At 45.3% G+C, this 19,333-nt stretch carries 16 protein-coding genes; all 16 read right to left on the reverse strand.

Annotated elements, in window-relative coordinates:
- The coding region (locus IID12_05190) for a hypothetical protein (GenBank protein MCH8288484.1) at nt 1-530 on the reverse strand (530 nt) is incomplete at its 3' end.
- Nucleotides 531-532: 2 nt separating this feature from the next.
- Entirely contained in the window at nt 533-1,060 is a 528-nt protein-coding gene (locus IID12_05195) for a TlpA family protein disulfide reductase (protein ID MCH8288485.1), read from the reverse strand.
- Nucleotides 1,057-1,896, reverse strand: a complete 840-nt coding sequence (locus IID12_05200; protein MCH8288486.1) for a redoxin domain-containing protein — start codon at nt 1,894-1,896, stop codon at nt 1,057-1,059. Before IID12_05200 ends, IID12_05195 begins: the two co-directional genes overlap by 4 nt.
- 362 nt (nt 1,897-2,258) lie before the next feature.
- Nucleotides 2,259-3,638 (reverse strand): hypothetical protein, encoded by a 1,380-nt coding sequence (locus IID12_05205; protein ID MCH8288487.1) that lies wholly within the window; start codon nt 3,636-3,638, stop codon nt 2,259-2,261.
- A 167-nt stretch (nt 3,639-3,805) separates the two neighbouring features.
- The gene (locus tag IID12_05210; protein ID MCH8288488.1) at nt 3,806-4,573 is read right to left on the reverse strand and encodes a 5-deoxy-glucuronate isomerase; all 768 of its coding nucleotides are present in this window, start codon (nt 4,571-4,573) and stop codon (nt 3,806-3,808) included.
- Between the two features lie 95 nt (nt 4,574-4,668).
- Nucleotides 4,669-5,715 carry a transaldolase family protein gene (locus IID12_05215; protein ID MCH8288489.1) on the reverse strand — a complete coding sequence of 349 codons (1,047 nt, stop codon included), beginning with the start codon at nt 5,713-5,715 and terminating at the stop codon, nt 4,669-4,671.
- Nucleotides 5,716-5,754: 39 nt separating this feature from the next.
- Nucleotides 5,755-6,648: a myo-inosose-2 dehydratase gene (gene iolE, locus IID12_05220; protein MCH8288490.1), complete on the reverse strand. Its 894-nt coding sequence runs from the start codon at nt 6,646-6,648 to the stop codon at nt 5,755-5,757.
- Entirely contained in the window at nt 6,648-8,510 is a 1,863-nt protein-coding gene (gene iolD / locus IID12_05225; GenBank protein MCH8288491.1) for a 3D-(3,5/4)-trihydroxycyclohexane-1,2-dione acylhydrolase (decyclizing), read from the reverse strand. The genes iolE and iolD overlap by 1 nt, the downstream gene beginning before the upstream one ends.
- 90 nt (nt 8,511-8,600) lie before the next feature.
- Nucleotides 8,601-9,047: a hypothetical protein gene (locus IID12_05230; GenBank protein ID MCH8288492.1), complete on the reverse strand. Its 447-nt coding sequence runs from the start codon at nt 9,045-9,047 to the stop codon at nt 8,601-8,603.
- Between the two features lie 51 nt (nt 9,048-9,098).
- The gene (locus IID12_05235; protein MCH8288493.1) at nt 9,099-9,575 is read right to left on the reverse strand and encodes a Gfo/Idh/MocA family oxidoreductase; all 477 of its coding nucleotides are present in this window, start codon (nt 9,573-9,575) and stop codon (nt 9,099-9,101) included.
- An 8-nt stretch (nt 9,576-9,583) separates the two neighbouring features.
- Complete coding sequence (locus IID12_05240) at nt 9,584-10,474, reverse strand: hypothetical protein (GenBank protein MCH8288494.1); 891 nt, start codon at nt 10,472-10,474, stop codon at nt 9,584-9,586.
- 99 nt (nt 10,475-10,573) lie between these two features.
- Nucleotides 10,574-11,332: an MBL fold metallo-hydrolase gene (locus IID12_05245; GenBank protein MCH8288495.1), complete on the reverse strand. Its 759-nt coding sequence runs from the start codon at nt 11,330-11,332 to the stop codon at nt 10,574-10,576.
- A 16-nt stretch (nt 11,333-11,348) separates the two neighbouring features.
- A complete protein-coding gene (locus IID12_05250; GenBank protein MCH8288496.1) occupies nt 11,349-12,932 on the reverse strand; it encodes a sodium/solute symporter in 1,584 nt (527 codons plus the stop codon).
- 454 nt (nt 12,933-13,386) lie between these two features.
- Nucleotides 13,387-15,183 (reverse strand): T9SS type A sorting domain-containing protein, encoded by a 1,797-nt coding sequence (locus tag IID12_05255; GenBank protein ID MCH8288497.1) that lies wholly within the window; start codon nt 15,181-15,183, stop codon nt 13,387-13,389.
- A gap of 214 nt (nt 15,184-15,397) precedes the next feature.
- Nucleotides 15,398-16,510: a PorV/PorQ family protein gene (locus IID12_05260; protein ID MCH8288498.1), complete on the reverse strand. Its 1,113-nt coding sequence runs from the start codon at nt 16,508-16,510 to the stop codon at nt 15,398-15,400.
- A 20-nt stretch (nt 16,511-16,530) separates the two neighbouring features.
- Nucleotides 16,531-19,333: hypothetical protein (locus IID12_05265; GenBank protein MCH8288499.1), on the reverse strand; the 2,803-nt coding region annotated here is incomplete at its 5' end.

Consider the following 19,333-nt stretch of genomic DNA (forward strand, 5'->3'; position numbering starts at 1 on the left):
TAATCCTGCCTTGCCGTGTTTTCGTTCAATGTCTCATAGAAGAGATTGTTCCCTTTCAAGAAGGTTACGGAAAACCTGTCGCCGTCATATTTGAATTTTCCGCCGTTTTCAAGCCTGTTATCGTAAAATATCGACCTGTCCTCATAGAGATTCAACGTGAGACCGCGCCCGAAGAGCTCTTCGAAAGTGCCGGCATTTAACGAATAGTTTTCATTTTCGTAGTAGATACTCCAGTTGACTATATCATTTCTGTTAAGACCGTATTCAGAAGGATCATCAAACTCGTACCTGAATGTGGCAAACCAGTTGTTGTAAACTGCTGATATATCTGCCCAATTTTCAAGAAAACCCGTTGTAACACCGGAAGAATTCCCCGAACCGGACGTTTGAAGATTTTGCAGGCTGTTTAGCCTTGTGCCGTCGGCGAAGCGAACTTTGTTCGACCCATAAAAATGGATATCCTGCGCGTACACATTCGTCGTTGTGATCGCCAGGGTTACGGCAAAGGTTCCTGCTCTCTGCCAGTTCATTCTTATTCCGCCTTTTGCGATGAAGCGTTTGTCACCAACTCAGACAACAGCCGGTTAATATCTTCTTCCCATGCGCCTAAAAAGCCCGAATATGTCCTTATCACATTACCGGAAGCATCTATAAGCAGCGTCAGCGGCAATGATGTACCATGGAAACTGTTGAAAAGTTTCCTGTTAGGATCCAGAGGAATTGTGAATTTAAGAGAATGCGCCGATACAAATGATTTGACACCGGAAATTGTTCTGGTATCATCTACATTCACTGCGAGAACTACAAGACCATCCTTGCCGAATTTTTTTTCTATCTCTTTAATTATTGGAAACTCCTTTCTGCAAGGAGCGCACCAAGTCGCCCAGAAATTTATAAGTAAAGGACTTCCCCTGTAGTCCTTCAGGCTTATCTTCTTTCCCCCCAGGGTCTTCAACCTGTAACTTGTGACGTTCCCTTGCAAAGGAATAAACGGCGTTGCGCTGTCCGCACCGGAGAAAATTAAAAGAGTTACAGCAATCAAGTAAAAACGCTTAGTCATTTTAAGAGAGTTACCTTTCGCACCCTATGCAGCTCTCCCACTTGCAGCTGTGAAAAATAAATTCCCGAGGAGACTTTCTTCCCATTATTGTCTCTACCGTTCCAGGTATAAGAATGATTCCCTCGTTCGAGAGTTCCGCTATAAAGGGTGATTACCTCCCTGCCGAGCTGGTCGAATATTTTCAAATTCAGGCTTGATCGAGCGTTGAGATCAAAGGATATTGTCGTTGAAGGGTTGAATGGGTTCGGATACGCCGGGTGAAGTGTGAGTTTATCGGGTATATTTGCCGGTTCATCATCAATAGACACAATTACAGTATTACTATTTATGATCTCGTCTAACGTCTCAAGGTCAAAGGCAACTTCTGAATATAATAAGCGGCCGTCGGAACCTACGATTGCGTTGAGCGGAAAGGTTGCAAAGCCTAAATTACCACTATAGCTCTCAAATACACTTCCTTCGTCTATCACAACTAAATGCGTAATTAGATAAAAACCCACCCACAGCTCCGCGTTTTCAACCGATTCCCTGAAACCAATCGACAAAACTTGAAAATTTCTGTCTTTATACTTCTCCCACAGCTCCGCCTGTATGACCGGCGCCTCCTCTACACATGGAGGACAACCGAAGAACCAGAATGTGAGGAGCACAACATCTCCGCTATAGTCGAAAAATGAAATCGTGGAGCCATCAAAACTTTTTGTGGTGCTATTGTAGCTTTGTAAGGTGAAATCAGACACAACGTCGCCCACCTTGTACTGCGCATGAGCAGTGGAAGAAATCAATACTGCCAAAAGCAGTGAAGAGACAGATTTCATCACCTTTTTCGCTTTCATACACGCAATCTCTTTCATAATTGTATTGTAAATGTAAGACATATTTACATTTTATTAAACTTCACGATTACATCCAATTCAGCTCAATCACGAATATTCCCATATCGATATTACATTTTAATATAAAGTATTTATGTAAGCCAGATTGCAATTGATATGAACTATGAGGAACAGTTTTTCAGCAATGAAACAAATTTGAAGGTTCAAAGATAAGATCATCCTTATCCGAGTACCATTTATCTCATGTTTTTAGATAAACATTCATCATCTCAATGACCTTCTCCACGTCCCATTATGTCACTTTTACTATCGTTGCCAAAAATTATCTAATAGATCTTTATTGAATAATTTCAAATTCAAATTCAGTACTGCACCAGTGGGGGTGCCGCCAAATGCTGATTAAAACGGTTCTTCCAGACAGCAATCATGGGAATACCAGTTAGCTCAATACTTTCTAAGAAATCGTGATTGATCTCTATTTGCGCCCTCTCTCGCAGAGCCTTGACCTGTCTGTCAATAGATTCTCTGTCATTCCGGGTAGTATCGTGGTCAGCAAAAGCGCTTAATCCTTTTTGACTTAAAAAATACCGGCTCCACATTTGAACGTCCTCCCTTACTCTTTCGGCGGACTGCAAGCCAATCTGTTCGGCTCGTACCGCTAAATAGTGGTCGGTGACAGCGCTTTTTAAAAAATCCGTCATTGTTTTGCGAAGGGAGGCACGACTGTTTTTAATTATCGGATAATTATAATTCCTGAGTAAAACCGCTACGTCATTGCCATTCCACACAAAACCGGGCGTCTTTATGACCGGCAGAGAAAGATCAATTTCATCGGACAGCGTCAATTCCTCGTTCATAATTTGCGCCAACGGCAACTCGTCATTCTCGATCAGCGCCAGTCTCCTTTCAAAAAATTTTACGACGGCTTCCAAACCATCCCCTTTTTGCTCTACTGTTATAGGTTTCATGAGTTTTGATACATATTCATTCGCCAAAACGCTCTCTTTCCTTGCACGAAGCACCTGTTTGATCTGCGATTGTTTCTTGCTGACTTCATAGGGAGACAGGATAACATCTTGAGCGGCATCCTCAACGTAAAGAATAGCGAAGCTGTTAGGCAATTTTAAAACAGCTGACGTTTCTCCGACCCTTAGCCGGTAAGCGGCATTTTCTACCTGAATAGGAACGGCGCCGTCCCCCCAGTGAAACGACAAACCTGTTATTTGAATCCTGGAATCACCTTCAGATTCTCTTATCAGCTCCTCAAATGTTGTTCCTGTCTTTATGAGTTTAAGCCATTTATCGGTGATGTGTTTTTCTTCCGTCATTAATGCCTTGACCGTCAGACGTACCAGTGACTTTCTCAGCGCAAGATCAATATTTTGTGAATCGGGAACTGCTTTGCTTCGGATCTCTTCAAAGAAAAGTTCACGAATCAACGCCTGCTGTTCAATGAATTCTATTGCTTCCTTGTAATCCGGTGAATCCTCAAAACCTTGTTCCTTAGCCATTAGACTCAACGTCAATTCGTCAATCAACATGTCGAGCGCCCGTTTATTCCTGTCTTTATGCCGATGAAACCCCGGAACGGGAGTAAGCTCTATTCGTCTTACCATCTCTCGTTTTGTGATGGGCACACCGTTAACAACTGCAACAACTTCACCGGGAAGCGGGTCGGCTTTTTTCTCACAGCCGACCAACGAAAAGAACAGTAATATAACCGGTAATTTCCGATTCCTCATCTTTAGTCAATTCCTGATAAACACTCTTGCCAGCTCGTCGAAAGTGGAATATAATGAATATAAAAGTTCATCATTTTAATGCGCGGGTCACCGTGTACAGTGAGACTATTGATGAGCTGCGATGGCATCATCTAAAGACATTATTTAACCGGGACGTTTCGCCATGTTCAGTCTAATAACTTATCGTATGGCTCGGTGAATTCAAATCCGGTATACGGCGCATCATCAAGATGCCTAATCGCCCAGATATAATACATATGGTATCCCGGCGCCGACACCTGACTGTGATCCCGGGAATTCGTTATCTTTAATAAGTCCTGATGTTTGATCTTGAAGACATCCTCGCCGAGCTCTCCATGACCATATCCTTCATGAGGAGAGAACTCATAATAGTAGATTTCCGGTTGCTCATGGTGATGCGGCGGATAACTGCTCCACTTGCCCGGGAAATTTAATACTTCACCTAAAACCAGTTTCGCGTTCTCCGGCGCAATTGTTCTGTCAAAAACCAAGCGGACCAACCGATAACACGTTCCGTCGAGTATGTCTTCTCCTCTTCGCTCAATGTCGACTTCTTCGGGAAGATAGATTTTACCATCAAATCGGGAGCCGTTCAGAGTACTGATAACAGCCAGTCGAGAAACTTCTTCTGTCATAATCCGGATTTCATCTCCCGCAGGAAAATGAGCCGCTACAGGATTCTGCTCAATCCAGTTGGTCCTGTCAAATTTTACTGATTGATCACCGTACCTTAAAGTTCCCTTCCCTTCGATAACCAGTAGCGCGGTTTCATATTCATTCGACAGGATCGTCTCCTCTGAATTTGCGTCCATTTGAAGGATTTGAAATCTCAATCCTGTATCGTCGTCAGGCGTCAGATATTCATTGTACCCGACCGAAAACGTCTTATCCCGAAATATCTTGACCAGACTCAAACACTAAGCCTCCTTTTTCGCAATTGATTTACCACAATCTGAATATAAATTGAATGAATCGGTTGAAATTTGACATTGAAAACTCACTTTCACCATCAGGTTGCGAGCATTCTCTCCCGTACAATACCAACCAGACCGTCATAGCCCCCCAGGAATTGACTTAGAGTGCGAACTGAAGGGCCGAACTTGAGGAATTCCTCGACCTTCATTCCGTCTTCCTCATAAGCCCTTCTGAAGTCAACAAACTTCTCCTGAAGCTGATCTATTATTTTCTTATCAACATCATTATCCATTCGTTCCTTCACCTCGATATCGGAATCATTAAACTTATTCCACCAATCATAGGGCATGCTGATGACCACGTTACCCCCCACCAGCTCCGACCAGTGCATATGACACCTGAAGGCTGCGGACAGTAGTTTACTCCTGTATCCCCGTTCCTTAAATATCTTGTAGGCTCTTTTAAATATTGCCACACCCGCCCAGTCCAGGTAATCGGGATCAATCGTAATACTTTCATCCTTCATAATCCCCCTGAGGTGATCATCAATTCGTCCTACCATTATAGTCACGTAAGGTGAGAGATTGGAAGTATCCACTCCGTTTTCTTCCGCCCTCTTCCAACCCCTCTCGACCGCCTCTGCGCAGCTGACCGCTTGAGGAACTGAGAAACTGACCGTGGCGTTGATGGTAATCCCCTGGCTTACTAACTCTTCGATAGCCTCAAGTCCGGGACCGATTGCCGGACATTTAATGGCTACGTTAGGCGCTAATCCGGCTAAATGCTTCGCTTGTTCCACCATTCGCTCAGGGTTCGGATACTGCTTCGGATTCACCTGAAGCGAGAGCTTTCCCTTCTCTCCATTTGTTTTATCATATACCGGTTTGAGTATTTTTGCGGCGCGAGTTCCGATATCATCTACCAAAGCCCATGTAATATCATCTTCGGTTTTGTTCGGGCTTTCTGAGATCAGCCTGTCAATGACAGGCAGCCATTCATCTGGTTTATTTTCAACTACCATCTTAACAATCACCGGATTGGAGGTGGCGCCTACGGCGCCCTGATCGACAGCATCCTGTAATTCTTTCAGGTCACATGAATCATTCCACCAGTCGCTGCCGAAGTCGGTAGTAAGTTGCATCTTTGTATTATTCATCTATCGCCTTCTCACGTTTATAATTTATATGTTTGCAATTTCACTTATATATCGTTTTGCAATTTTGGAATATTGAAGCGGGTTATTTTTTGACGGATCCCCTTCGGCTTCTACTATCATCCACCCATTATAGTTCGACTCGATAACGACGTCGAAAACCGGTTTAAAATCGATCATCCCGTCTCCCGGCACCGTAAATACTCCTTCTATAACCGAATCCAGAAAGGAAGCATCCTTGTCTAACATTTCGGTCAATACATTCTCGCGAACGTCCTTCAAATGAATATGACGAATACGGCCGATATATCTTTCGTAAACCGGCAGCGGGTCAAACCCTGCGAAACGCATATGACCTGTATCAGCGCACAGGTAAACCTTTTCATTCGCAGTCGAGGACATCAATCGGTCGATCTCGTCTTCAGTCTGAACTCCGGTCCCCATGTGGTGATGGAATGCAGGGCTGATTCCATATGCATCACATAATTCACCGGTTTTTTTTAAACCTGTAATTAGACGATCCCATTCCCTGTCATCAAACACCGGTTTATTTGATAACGGCTTGTTCCTGTCACCATGGACACTCCCGCTGCACTCGGCAATATTGATCACGCTCGTTCCCATCGCCGAAAGAAATTCCAAGTTCTCTTTTATCCTGGACAGCTCGGCTTCCAAATCGTCGTTCTCAACAAAATAAGTGGTATGCCACATAGAGGCTAATGATAATCCATATTTAGAGAGCAACGGTTTAAGCGTGGCAGCCTGAGTCGGAAACTTATTTCCTAATTCCGTTCCCGCATATCCGGCTTCCTGCATCTCAGACAGACATCTGTCGAGTGAAATGTCCGCCCCAAGTTCCGGGAGGTCATCGTTAGACCAATTTATCGGCGCAATCCCCAATTTCACTCTCTGCTGACTCACTAAAAATACCGTTCTTTTTTTACTTTTTCCTCATATTCTTTTCGTGCTTGCTGTACCGTCTGCATTTCCGAAACTTCTGCTATCGGTACGTCCCACCACGATTCGTAGCCGGGGACATCCGATGGTTCAAGTTCGATGATGATTGCCGTGGTCTTTTCATTTCCCCTGGCTTTTTTCAGCGCTGAATCAAACTCTTCGCGTGTTCCGGCTCTGATGCCTTCGGCGCCGAGGGAGATAACATTCTCAACAAAGTCAATTTCAAGAAAATCGCCCGTTAGTTTCTCGGTTTTCGGGTCACGACGTCGTAACTTATTTCCGAATCCCATACTTCCGAGGCTCTTCGACAAGCCATCTATGCTTCCATACCCATGGTTGTCCACAAGGATAATTATAAGTTTCTTATCCTCCTGAAGAGAAGTGACAATTTCGGTATGCATCATGAGATAAGAACCGTCCCCGACCATAACGAACACATCACCCTCCTCTTTCGCAAATCTTACACCGAGTCCACCGGCTATTTCATAGCCCATACACGAATAGCCGTATTCCATGTGGTACTGGTCGCCGTTCTCCGCCCGCCACAGCTTATGCAGGTCCCCCGGAAGGCTTCCTGCAGCACAAACTAAAGTATCCTTGTCTGTCATGAATTCATTCAATATACCGATTATTTCACCTTGACTGACCTTTTCCCCGTTGCCCGGTGAGAATATTCGATCACACTCCTTATGCCATTCGTTGATTAAATTTTGAATCGCCTCTTCGTAATCCGGTGAAACGGAATAAGCTTTCTCCGACAGCATCTGATTCAGCCTTTCCAGGGTTGCCTTTGCATCCCCGACCAGCATCAGCGCTGAATGTTTACCTGCATCAAACGGAGATACGTTGATGCTGATGAATCTCACTTCGGGATTCTGAAATTGGGTCTTTGAAGCCGTAGTAAAATCTGACAAACGGGTACCTATAGCAATCACGAGGTCAGCCTCCTTCGCAATCCGATTAGCGGATGAGGTTCCCGTAACCCCGATTCCCTGCAGGTTCTTATCATGTTTCCAATTAAGAGAACCCTTCCCAGCTTGAGTTTCGCCGACCGGTATCCCCGTGGATTCACAAAACTTTGCCAATGATTCATCTGCCCCGGAGTAAATCACACCTCCGCCTGCGATGATCAAGGGTTTCGTGGATTTCTTTATCAGTTCCACTGCACGAAGTAACAAGGCGGGGTCGGGAATCGTCCTCGGGATATAGTGAACTCTTTTTTCAAAAAAGGTTTCGGGAAAATCGTATGCTTCGGCTTGCACGTCTTGCGGCAGAGATATAGTCACCGCCCCGGTCTCGGAAGGGTCCGTAAGAACCCGCATCGCCTCCGGAAACGACGTAAGAATTTGCTCGGGTCGGTTTATACGGTCCCAGTAACGGCTCACGGTTCTCAGGCAATCATTAACGGATACGTCCTGACCGGGGGGATACTCCAATTGTTGTAGAACCGGGCCGACGTTTCTTCGGGCAAATGTATCACCCGGCAGTAGAAGCACGGGAATCCTGTTGATAGTGGCGCCCGCCGCCGCGGTTACCATATTGGTCGCGCCGGGACCTATTGAAGTAGTACAGGCGAACGCCCTCATTCGGCGATTCTGCTTGGCAAAAGCCGCAGCAATATGCACCATCGCTTGTTCGTTCCGGGGTAAGTAATGAGTGAACTCTCCATCTTGCTCGAGCGCCTGCCCAATACCCGCTACATTTCCATGACCGAATATTCCCCACATTCCGGCAAAAAACGGGTTACTATCATCATCCAGCTCGACCCACTGAGCCTTTAAAAAACGAATAATAGCCTGAGCAGTGGTTAACCTGATAGTTTTTATCATTTTTGTTTCCGGATCCTGTGTAATTTATTTGAGTTCACTTACTTATTCAAAATTTCTATTAACAAAGAAATTAATGGACAGTTTGGTTTATCGACCCAATCCCACTTTTTCATAAATGTTTTCCATGAGTTCAACGTTCTTATATCCGTCAAGATGCGTGGCGACCAGGGCGTTCTCCCCGGAATCCCGACCTAAAAGCCTATCCACAAATATCTTATTTTCCTGTGTGAATCCCCAACGCTCATTGATAGGGAGCGTCGAAAAGGTTAGTTTCTCAACAGGCGTATTTAAGTCCATACAATAAGTAACAGCTTCCATCTCATCACTTACGACTGAAGCGTGGTCTCCATAAATTTCTACTCGTTCAAACGGAAATATCCATGTGGTGTGAGCGCTGGAGGAAAAGACACCGTGAACTCCGTTTTCCATTTCGAATATCATGGAAAAATCATCCACACACGGGTAGACCGATTTTGACCCAACTGCCGTGACTTCCTTCACTTCACCAAACAGGTATCGAACCATATCGATCAAATGAAGCGTAGATTCAAAGAGGAATCCACCCGTGATTTTGGAGTCGCTCGTTCACGGCGGAACCTGCAGCTCTCCACGGTTCATTTTTATGTTAAACGATTTCGGGGCAAGTTCCCCACTCGTTATCAGCTCTTTCATTTTTTTGTAGACCGGGGCGAGTCTCCTGCTGAACCCAAGCTGGTAGACAACCCCTTCTTTTTCAACAGCATCAACTATCTTCCGGGCATCGTCGAGATTGAGTGCAAACGGCTTTTCACAAAAGACGTGTTTACCATGGTTCAAGACTTTGAGCGTCATTTCGGCATGGAAATTATTGGGAACAGTAACATAAACGGCATCAGAATCAGCGATGACATCCTCATCGCCGGAAAGCGCTTGCATACCAAATTCGGCTGCAAATCTTTCCGCGCGGTCATTCTGAATATCGTAAACAGAACCCAATTTCACAGCGTCGTTTTGTTGCAATATTCCTGCGTGCGTTCCCGCAATTGCTCCAGTTCCGATTATACCGATTCTTATATCACTCATGATATTTTTTACGTGAAAGAATAGTCAGCTTCAAGCTTTGCCCGGACATCCTGATACGTACGGTCAAAGGGTCCCTCTTTCTCCAACTTTATGGAAGTTACCGCAGCGGCAAACCTGCACGATTTTTCTACCGACGTTTTTAATCTGCTCGCAAGATAGGAGACGATCGAAGTATCTCCGCGACCGGTACGTCCCTTTATCGAGTGTGGGGTGAACAGGGCTTCAAATATTTCGCCGTCAGCGTAAACCAGCAAACCGTCTTTGTGAGTGATTACTATCTCTCGTGGTCCCCATTCAGCGATAATTCGAGCCGCTTTCGAGATGTCCTTTTCACCCGTAATAACTTCCGATTCAACGGAATCCGCCTTAACCGTATGAATCCCTTTTAATCCACGCTCCTTATCCGGCCAATCAACGAATATCAATTCCTTGCCGTCTCTAACGCGCAATACGCCTTGAAGGTCGAGGGACACTCTTTCAAACCGGGAGGTTATATGTTCGATTAAGTTCAGAGACACTTCGCCTGCCATTATAGGTCCTATATGGAATACTTCAGTCGCAATATCCGGTATATGTTCTGCTTTAAATTCACCTGCGAACGCAATTGGTTCACATACTCTTTTATCATGCTTTTCTCCAAAGTACGTATTTTTAATCCCACTGGTCAGTTCAGCTTCGTGGGAAAAAACTTTTATACCGTCTTTTCTCATTACGTCGAGGTAAAAGAAATCATCCTTGGAGAGAAGAGTAATAATTGCGGCGGAATAATTCAACTTCGATAGAGCCATAGCGCCATAATAAACAGCTCCGCCCAGAGCATCTTTTTCCTCTCCGTCGATTATCAATTTATCTTTTGCAAAATGCCCTAATATAACTACATCATAAGTCAAGATATTCACCCTAACGGCAACTCCTGGGTTTGGTTGAAAGAATACCGGCGCTGAAATGATTGAGTTGAAAGCCTATGAATCGTGGAAATTTACTCATTGTCGGGCAAATTAAATTTTAATCTCCAGTCCATCATATGCGACGCGCAGATTTTTATAAGAAGCAAATTTTTCCTCTAATTCTTCGTGAGATAGGTTATTATGCCCGATATGAGAGATAATGAATTTGATCTCCGGATATTTCTTCGCAATTTTCATCACGCTGATAACGTCGATGTGGTCAGTGCCGCCGTCATAGCCCGGTGTATGGAATATGACGAGGTTCGCTTTTTTCACCTGTCTTTTCTCAAAATCATTTAATGATAAATTAACGCTGTCACTAAAATGAACTATGCGTTTACTATCTTCCCTTATGATCAAGCCATGGGTGGGGACTTTATGATTTACCTTGAAACATTTAAATTTTATCCCCCCTATTTTAACCGAATCCCGGTCATGCATGACATGAAATTTGCACCTATCATACAGTCTTTCAGTTGTTTCGAAATTTGCAAGCGCGGACATATTCCCGTAAACGGGGATTTTCTCTGCATTCCACCACTCGAATTCGGTTATTCCTCCGATGTGATCCCAATGTTTGTGAGAAAGAAATATCGCAGATATGTTGAATATTTTGTACTTATTTACTATCCGTCCGATGTCGATCGGTGTATCGAGTATAATTGTCTCCGAACTATTTTTTATTATAACACATACCCGTCGTCGTCGGTTTTTCCCACTCTCTTTCCTCCCAATCTCACACCGTTCACACCTACAACCTATTGCAGGGATACCCCGTCCATCTCCGGTTCCGGCAAATGTTATTTTCATTGATATTTTCCCTTGTTTACCTGAAGAGCACGTTCAACACGACTAATGATATGGCAAGAACCACGCCGAAATACCCGACCTTTCTTGAATCTACAATGAGCAATTCTTTCCATTTGATCTTCGTTCCGGGTGAAAAATATGATACAATCGCTAATATCGCAAAACCTAATACGATGACCCATCCTGTCCGGTTTAACCAGTTCATATCCGGGAATATGTAATATCTGAATGCGAGCGAAACCGCTGCACTGCCGACAAAAACGTACACGACAAGTTTCCTCGGCGCTCTGGTGCAGAACACCGCGGCCAAAATCAGTATCGTATAACCTGCTTTTATATGGTAAGATATCTCGTTCGTTATAAGTGAAAGAGGGAAATTAAATCCGTGATATTTTATATAGATCAGGGAAAATGCGAACATGATTCCGGAAAGGGTAATGAATCCGATTGAATTCTTTCCTACCTTCATCAACTTTTCATCCGTCGCGTTTTTATTTACCAATCTCTTGTAAATATCAAACGTAAAAAGGGTGCTGACCGAATTTATTATGGAATCCACTGTACTCATCAGGGAAGCGAAGAGGCCCATAATCACGAAACCCCGGACACCCGGTGACAGCAGCGTGTTTACCAGTACAATGTATGCCTGGTCAGGGTCTTCAAGGGGTTTATGAAAACCTACCAGTGCGATTGGCGGTATTATTATCAAAGCCGCAAAAACATACTTTAAAAAACCGCCGACTATCAATCCGATCTGGGCATCCTTCAGGGAACGGGCGGCAAGAGACCTTTGCAGAATCACCTGGTTTGCGCCCCAATACTGGATGTGCAATAGAGCCATGCCGAAGAACACGGCCGGCCAGGGTACTTTCGGGTGCTCTATAGGCAGAAACAGGTGCATTAAATGATCCCTTCCGGTCGTGATATTGGCATAATTGTCAGGATTATACAATTCAGAGAATCCACCGACCGCTTTCACCGCTAATACCAGAACTATAAACGCGCCTCCTAACAATGTAACCAACTGAATGATGTCAGTGCGGACAACTGCCGCGAGACCGCCGAAATAGACATATAGAGATGAAAACACGCCCATGAGAACCACAATGATGTAGAGCCTGATTACCGGGTCAGAATGAAGTACTGTTAACTGATCTGCAAAAATACCGTTAATCGCGATGCTTCCCCAGTAGAGCGCTCCTCCCATATAGATAACTCCGAACAGAATCAGGGAAAAGATAGAATAACTCAGAGCTACAAAACTGCCGAACCTTGCCTCAAAGAACTGGGTAATGGTGAATACTTTCATACGCAGATAGAGAGGGACAAAAAAGAAAGCAGCGAGAAGAATGCCGAAGACCGCATCGATCTCAAAATTCGCCCACGCCAGACCATAAACGTATGCAGCGCCACCCATTCCGATAAAATGACCTGCTTGAATGTTGGTCGCGATCGTGGACATCGCTATTGCAGGCCAGCGGAGATTCCTTCCACTAAGGAAATAAGTGGTGGCATCCTTTTTCTGTTTACCGCTTTTATATATTCCGATCAGGAAAATGACCACGAAATAAGCGAGTACCATAATCAGATCTATATTCATATCACACTCACCTTTTAATAATTCATCCGGCCGTGATGTTTACAAAAGTAAACTTTCTGTAATTATTTCCCGAAAAGATAATTTCGCAGATAGATAAGAGTCAATAACTAAATGCACTAAGTGTGTAGAGATTTTTGACGATAAACCCGCCGAAATTTCTTACCGTTAAACCTCGAACAGCTCCCTTTTTCCCATATTGTTCTGTGCAATATCAGACGTGCGTTAAACAGAATTTTAGCCTAAAATGTTTGAGAGGTTAACGGTTTTTATTTGACAATGATGATCTCTAAGAAGAACAAATCCCGCACGGTTTTAATAATTCAGCGAAGAACTCTTATTTCGGTAATGCCCTGACCACCCCGCCCGGCACCCGCCGGACAGAAAAAACAAAGCCCTGCGTTTGCAGGGCTTTGTAATGTGAAGTTATTTCTCTCACGTTCGAGAAAATATCATGTTACCTGAGCAGTAACATTTTCTTCGTGATTGCGGACTGACCGGCTTCCAAGCGGTAGAAATAGATTCCGCTTGTTACCTGTATTCCGCTCGAGTTCTTTCCATTCCATTCAACGGTATGCGAACCTGCGTTCTTTTGTTCGTTTACCAATGTTATCACATTCCTGCCCAACATATCATATATGTTTATAGAAACATTGGATGCTGCAGGAACATCATACGCGATGGTGGTCGAAGGGTTGAAGGGGTTGGGATAGTTCTGGCCCAATGAGTAGTCGCTGGGCATCTGAGCTAACGGACCATCTTCAACACCTACAAATACAAATAGTTCCTCAAACTCAACCGTCATCGTAACATTTCCAGCGGCTAATTCAGTATCAGTGGCCTCAAGCGATATGATTGACAGAAACATGCCGTTACCGCCGCGATACGTCAGCACGAGTTCGTCCTCGCCGTCGCCGTCCACATCATATACCAGGGAGTTATTCTCCAATCTGACCTGGTCCATGGCATCCCTCGGTGGATCAAACGTCGCCGTGGGCGTGTCCGGTAAACCATAACCGCTAAGGCTACCGTCAAACTCGAATATATGACCCGCATTGAAGCCGTTATTATCTGTATCATCAGGATCGTATGAATCGACTATGACTACAATCTCATCATTACCATCTCCGTCTATATCCATCACCATGATACCGCGCTCACCTCCAACTATGCCTGCATCCCCGTCGGAAAACTGATACGACCAGACTTCCACCCATTCATTGTCCGTCGCATTAGTTGCCTCAAAGAGATAGACGATTCTTTCGCCGCCATCACCGTCATACGTCAAAAACTCTCCCAGGCCGTCCCCGTCGATGTCTACATTAGCTCTTAAGGTACCGCCGGCCGTTAAGATATAGCCGCGCTTGAAAATTGCCTCAGATGCCTCATGCCATACCATGGTCAGGGCGGTGTTGACGCCCAGATTGCCTGGGTCATCTAGATCCGTTTGCTCGAATATATACAATCCCGTCAGGTTGGCTATAGGGTTGTCACCCGTCCACGGAACGATCGCCAGGATCTCCATGAGTCCGTCACCGTCCATGTCAGTAATTTGTATGTTGGACGGACGAGCAAAACTACCGCCTTGAACATCAGCTTCGACTATCGACGTCGTGTAATAACCGTAAAGATCCCCGTCAGTCACATCGCCGGCACCGCCATCACCTGCATCTCCCTCCCACTCCATATCCAGAATCGCGCCGAAGTTGTTAGCGGCAATATAAACGCTCTCCAAACCGTCACCATCAACGTCGGCTATAAGGTTTCCGCGGACCTCGCCGGTTTCATTATAGTCAGTATTGTGAACTAAGCCGACCTTCCAGTCGTGGAGCCGGGTCCAGTTAGCGTCGTCGAGCATCTTGGTAACATCCGTGCCGGGGATTATAACCCAGGAGTTACCCTTCGTATCGGAAAGATAGATCTCCTCAGCACCGTCATCGTTAAAATCCACCGCCTCTATCCCGCTCTTTACAGTGGCGCCCGGTACCCAGTTAGCCGGGTTCGGCTGCCACTCTTTCACTAATACATACGTATCAGTAGCCGTGGCTTCATACACACGAACAAAGCCGGAGTTATCATCGAACATTATGATCTCACTGCGGCCGTCATTGTCGATGTCGGTTAAGCCGAAACCGGTGTTTTTCGCCGCGTAGCGAACGTCGTCTTCCTGGGCGTAAATTGTTGAAGCAAAAAGCCCGACAAACATGACTGTAAAAGCAACTACCAGCGTCATTTGTAGCTTATTCTTCATCATCCTGTACCTCCATTGTTATATCCAATCAACCCTGAGTTGATCGGTGTTATCGCACTAAACATACCAGCGTAATAAAACCCTATATTTAGCGCGCATTATACCACATTGTGGGTTTAATTTTGGTATTATTACTTTGATACAATTCAATATAATTGCCCTTCCTCAAATGTCAAGTGTTATTTTTTATCATAAACCGGATACAGGATATTCTCCATTAAAATTCAAGCGTAAGTGAAAACATTTGAGCGTTATTCAGCCTGCCGAAATCCTGGTAAGCATAATCAACCGTGAAGGCAATTCCACCGGCTAAAACGAGTTTCGTCCCCACTCCGGCGGTAATACCCTCTTCAGAATCTCTAAGAAACGTGTTCTTATATCCCATCCTCAACGCAACCATGTCGCCAATCGCATATTCCACACCCATATTGACATATTCGGTGTTGTCATTAGGATGAGCCGCATTCAGAGCGACTGTAAGCGTGTTGCTTTCACTGCTGATAATGTCCATAGCCAACCCCACCCGGAGGAGAAGGGGCAGAGAATACTTTTCGGTCTGCTTAAACGCCGGAATTCGGTCGTTGCTTCCACCGAAATTAGGAGCTTCATCGTAATTTACAAAAATATCATTCCCTTGAAGCCTCATAGAAGTGCCGAAATTCGATATACTCATACCAATAACCATACCATTGAGATTTGTCTTGAATAAAGTCCCGATGTCCAGCGCAAACCCCTGCGCACTCATGTGCCATATCTTCTGCGAAATATATTTGGCATTCACGCCAATGGAAAACCTGTCTGTCAAATTCAATGCGTATGACAATCCGGCGGATAAATCACTTGTAGAAAAACGTTCTCCGGTACCCTCCGGAAGCAGAACGGTTCTGACTTCCATTTCGTCAGTGCTCAAAGATGTGATGCTCGCTCCGATAGTCCCGAAATTACCAACAGGAATTGCTATGGCGACAAAATCAAATGATGTATCTACCAGCCAGTTAGTATGAACCAGAACAACTTCGCTCTTAGAAATACGTGCCAGTCCCGCCGGATTCCAGTAAACAGCGGTGGCATCATCGGCAACCGCCACGTAAGCGCCGCCCATGCCGACGGCACGAGACCCTACTTCTATCTCAAGGAACGCAGCTGCAACCGTGCCTACCTTTGAGACGTTTCCCGTGATCTGGCTATATGCTGAAACCGGCGCCATCAAAACTGTAATCCATATAAGAAACAAAACCTTCGGTATCACAGTTCTTTCCTTCCTGTCCGGCATCCCCGCCAGACCGATGCCGGGCTGGAGTCGGACAGGTATCGTAATATCATTTTTCATTTGATTCACACAAGATTGTCTCATTTGATAACCGCGAATTTGCCCATGATTTCACCCAGCCCCGGCGCTTCGATGTGATAAAAATATAGACCATAGGCTATATCCATTCCGTCCTTGCTTTTCAAATCCCAGAATTCTGTGCCGTCATTCAACGGCTGATCATGCTCGAGCGTGTCCACCAGATATCCCCGTACACTGTAAATACGAATCGTACATTTGCTCGGAAGATGAGAAAATTGTATTTTCCTTTCTCCACGACCCGAAATGATTCCGGGAGGCAGCCTGGATTCCCAGGAAGCGGAAGCGACATAAGGATTCGGTACAACAATAATCTCATCAAGGCCTGTCTTTGCCACCTCCTGGTCGACGGACGCTCCGGTTGTCGTAAATTCATAGATATCACCGGACCTGAACGGTTTAATGATAGCGATGAACATCGTATCGCCTGCACCCGGAATTATGGGCTCTACGTCAATAGTATCAATAATCATCGAATCGTTTTCAGTAAAAGTGGTGTCGAATAACATATCAGGCGGCTCTTCAAGAGCCACTTTCCAGCTTTGCACTTGCTCACCGTCCGGACCCTCCACCTCTAAGTAGATAAAATCGTTAACAATGTCTCCTGAGAGGTTTCCGTCACTATCCTTGTCCTTGAACCAAAACTTGATACTGATAGGGTCATCAGGGAAGGTAACATCCCATATCTTGAACTTAGCCGGTTTCATGTTTGTAGACATATCAACAAAATCTGAATCAAAAACCATCATATAATCCGCAGGTGAGCGGTATAATGCCGTAACTCCGTCGGACTTTACGTCCTGTACATCCGGGAGGAGATTGCTGTTGCCGCCAATCCATCCGGAATTCGGCTCGTCCCAGAGAATCTCCGTATCGTTGAATACAGTCAACATTATTCCTTCAAATTCAGGACTGTTAGCATTGTCTATCCCCGTTTGATTTGCTATCACTCGCACATTATCGGTGGTGTTGAAGATAGAATAAGATATTTCGGGAGCCGAGGTGTCATCAAACAAGATATTATAAGTTGCGTTATCCTTTATATTCAGCTGGTCTAAAATCATATATTCTATGCGCCCTGTAGCGGGGCCGGCAATATGCTCCAAATTGGTTACCTCGGCTGGAAGGTAGCCTGTAACCGGAGCATTCGGTGTTACTACCGCTGTGTTTATTCCGGCGCCGATGACGTTGCCGGTTCTGTCCAGTTTGAAGTCGATAGCGCTCAAACTCGGGGAGGCGATAGTCAATGAGGAATCAGAAGAGAGACCTCGTGCGAAAAAATCGGTATCGTATCCCTTATCATAGGAAACGACCGCATAGAAATACTTTTGACCGTTAATGACATCAGTGTCAACCCAAAAATGCGTTAAGCCGTTATCGGTGCCCATATTCAGGTTAGCTCCTGTGGGCTGGTCTATGCCGGGCTCGGAACCGATGCCGATGGGATGCGGTCCTACTAATCCGTCCACGAGATCGAATTGAGCAACAGGCTCAAAAAATACGGCATTGCCGAAACTATCCGTGACCGGGTTTGCATCAGAGAAATCGAACCATGTACTCTTATATATCATGTATCCTTCGAAATCAAGGCCATAGATCGGATCCCTTGAACGTTCTGCAATAGTGTCCCAATAAAGGGTTACACTTTTATCGCCGGAAGACGACCTTACAGACGGCTTCATAGGCGGCTGTTTGAAACGATAGTTGGCGTCATATATATTCTGTACGGTATTTTTATTTCTGAGGATATCGTCCTTATCCTCTCCCAGGACCATCGCAAGAGAAAACCGTTCGGTTTTCCCCGGTTCCAACAGGAAAAAACCGGAGCCGTAAAAGAATTCATAGTTAGTCGGCCGAAGTGCCGGCGGGGAAAAATGCCCCGGAAGCAGCAGAGGCCACATGACCTCATCATCGGAGAATCTAACAGAATTCTCGATATGAGCATCCATACTTGTGAGACCTATCTGGTCGGATTCGTCAACATCTGTCTTATCGAAATTCGGTTCCCCATCAGTGGGAATTCCGTCGCCTTCACCCGTGTCTTTTCCGGGATAAAGAAGGTCGTCGGGACCTTTTCCGTCCTTTCCTAAATCATCGTTTAAAGGCTCACCTGAATCCAATATCCCGTTTCCGTTAAAATCGCTAAACCCAATCCAATCACCGTCTTCATCACCGGACCAGTGCTCTTTCGGCTCTCCGTAAATCCCGATCGGACCGAAAATCAATGTACCTGGTCCGCTGTCGCGGCTCTCATCTATCAATCCATCTTCATCGTTATCTATGCCGTCAGTGGCGACTCCGGGACTTTCAAGGAATGCAAAGCCGAAATAGCCCACAGGCGACCATCCGCCCGAACCTATATCGTCTAAATCCCATGAGTAGGTAATATCTATATTCCCCTCGGAGATAAACTCGGCAAGGTCGTCATTTTCCTCACCCTGTCCTCCCATGCGCGCGTCGAAGACCTCTCCGAATACGATTTTATTGTAAGTAGTGGCTCCAACATTGGTAATGTCATATAACCAGAACATCGCATCCTGGGCTAAGGGGTCGGCCCACTGCAAGCCCCTTACGGAAACTTTTAATCCAAGCCCTTTACGACTTAGATCCGAAGGGTCCGGAACAAATTGACCAAATTCTACGTTGAAGTTATCATCCATCACAAAGTAGCTTTCCTGATCCGCCTGGAAGACATCCCTGCCGAAAAAACCGTTCCACGAACCGGGCCAGCCGGGGTCATCCTGATCCTGCTTGTCAGGCCAGGAGGATGGCCAGCTCTCCGGCAGGTCGCTCATGGCGGGGGAT

The organism is Candidatus Neomarinimicrobiota bacterium, from assembly GCA_022567655.1.
Lineage (GTDB): Bacteria > Fidelibacterota > SORT01 > SORT01 > SORT01 > JADFGO01.

Coding starts and splice junctions, on each gene's coding strand:
- IID12_05200 (MCH8288486.1), bottom strand. CDS start 1,896: ATGAAAGCGAAAAAGGTGATGAAATCTGTCTCTTCACTGCTTTTGGCA.
- IID12_05245 (MCH8288495.1), bottom strand. CDS start 11,332: ATGAAAATAACATTTGCCGGAACCGGAGATGGACGGGGTATCCCTGCA.
- IID12_05235 (MCH8288493.1), bottom strand. CDS start 9,575: ATGAGTGATATAAGAATCGGTATAATCGGAACTGGAGCAATTGCGGGA.
- IID12_05205 (MCH8288487.1), bottom strand. CDS start 3,638: ATGAGGAATCGGAAATTACCGGTTATATTACTGTTCTTTTCGTTGGTC.
- IID12_05195 (MCH8288485.1), bottom strand. CDS start 1,060: ATGACTAAGCGTTTTTACTTGATTGCTGTAACTCTTTTAATTTTCTCC.
- IID12_05215 (MCH8288489.1), bottom strand. CDS start 5,715: ATGCAACTTACTACCGACTTCGGCAGCGACTGGTGGAATGATTCATGT.
- IID12_05255 (MCH8288497.1), bottom strand. CDS start 15,183: ATGATGAAGAATAAGCTACAAATGACGCTGGTAGTTGCTTTTACAGTC.
- IID12_05260 (MCH8288498.1), bottom strand. CDS start 16,510: ATGAAAAATGATATTACGATACCTGTCCGACTCCAGCCCGGCATCGGT.
- IID12_05250 (MCH8288496.1), bottom strand. CDS start 12,932: ATGAATATAGATCTGATTATGGTACTCGCTTATTTCGTGGTCATTTTC.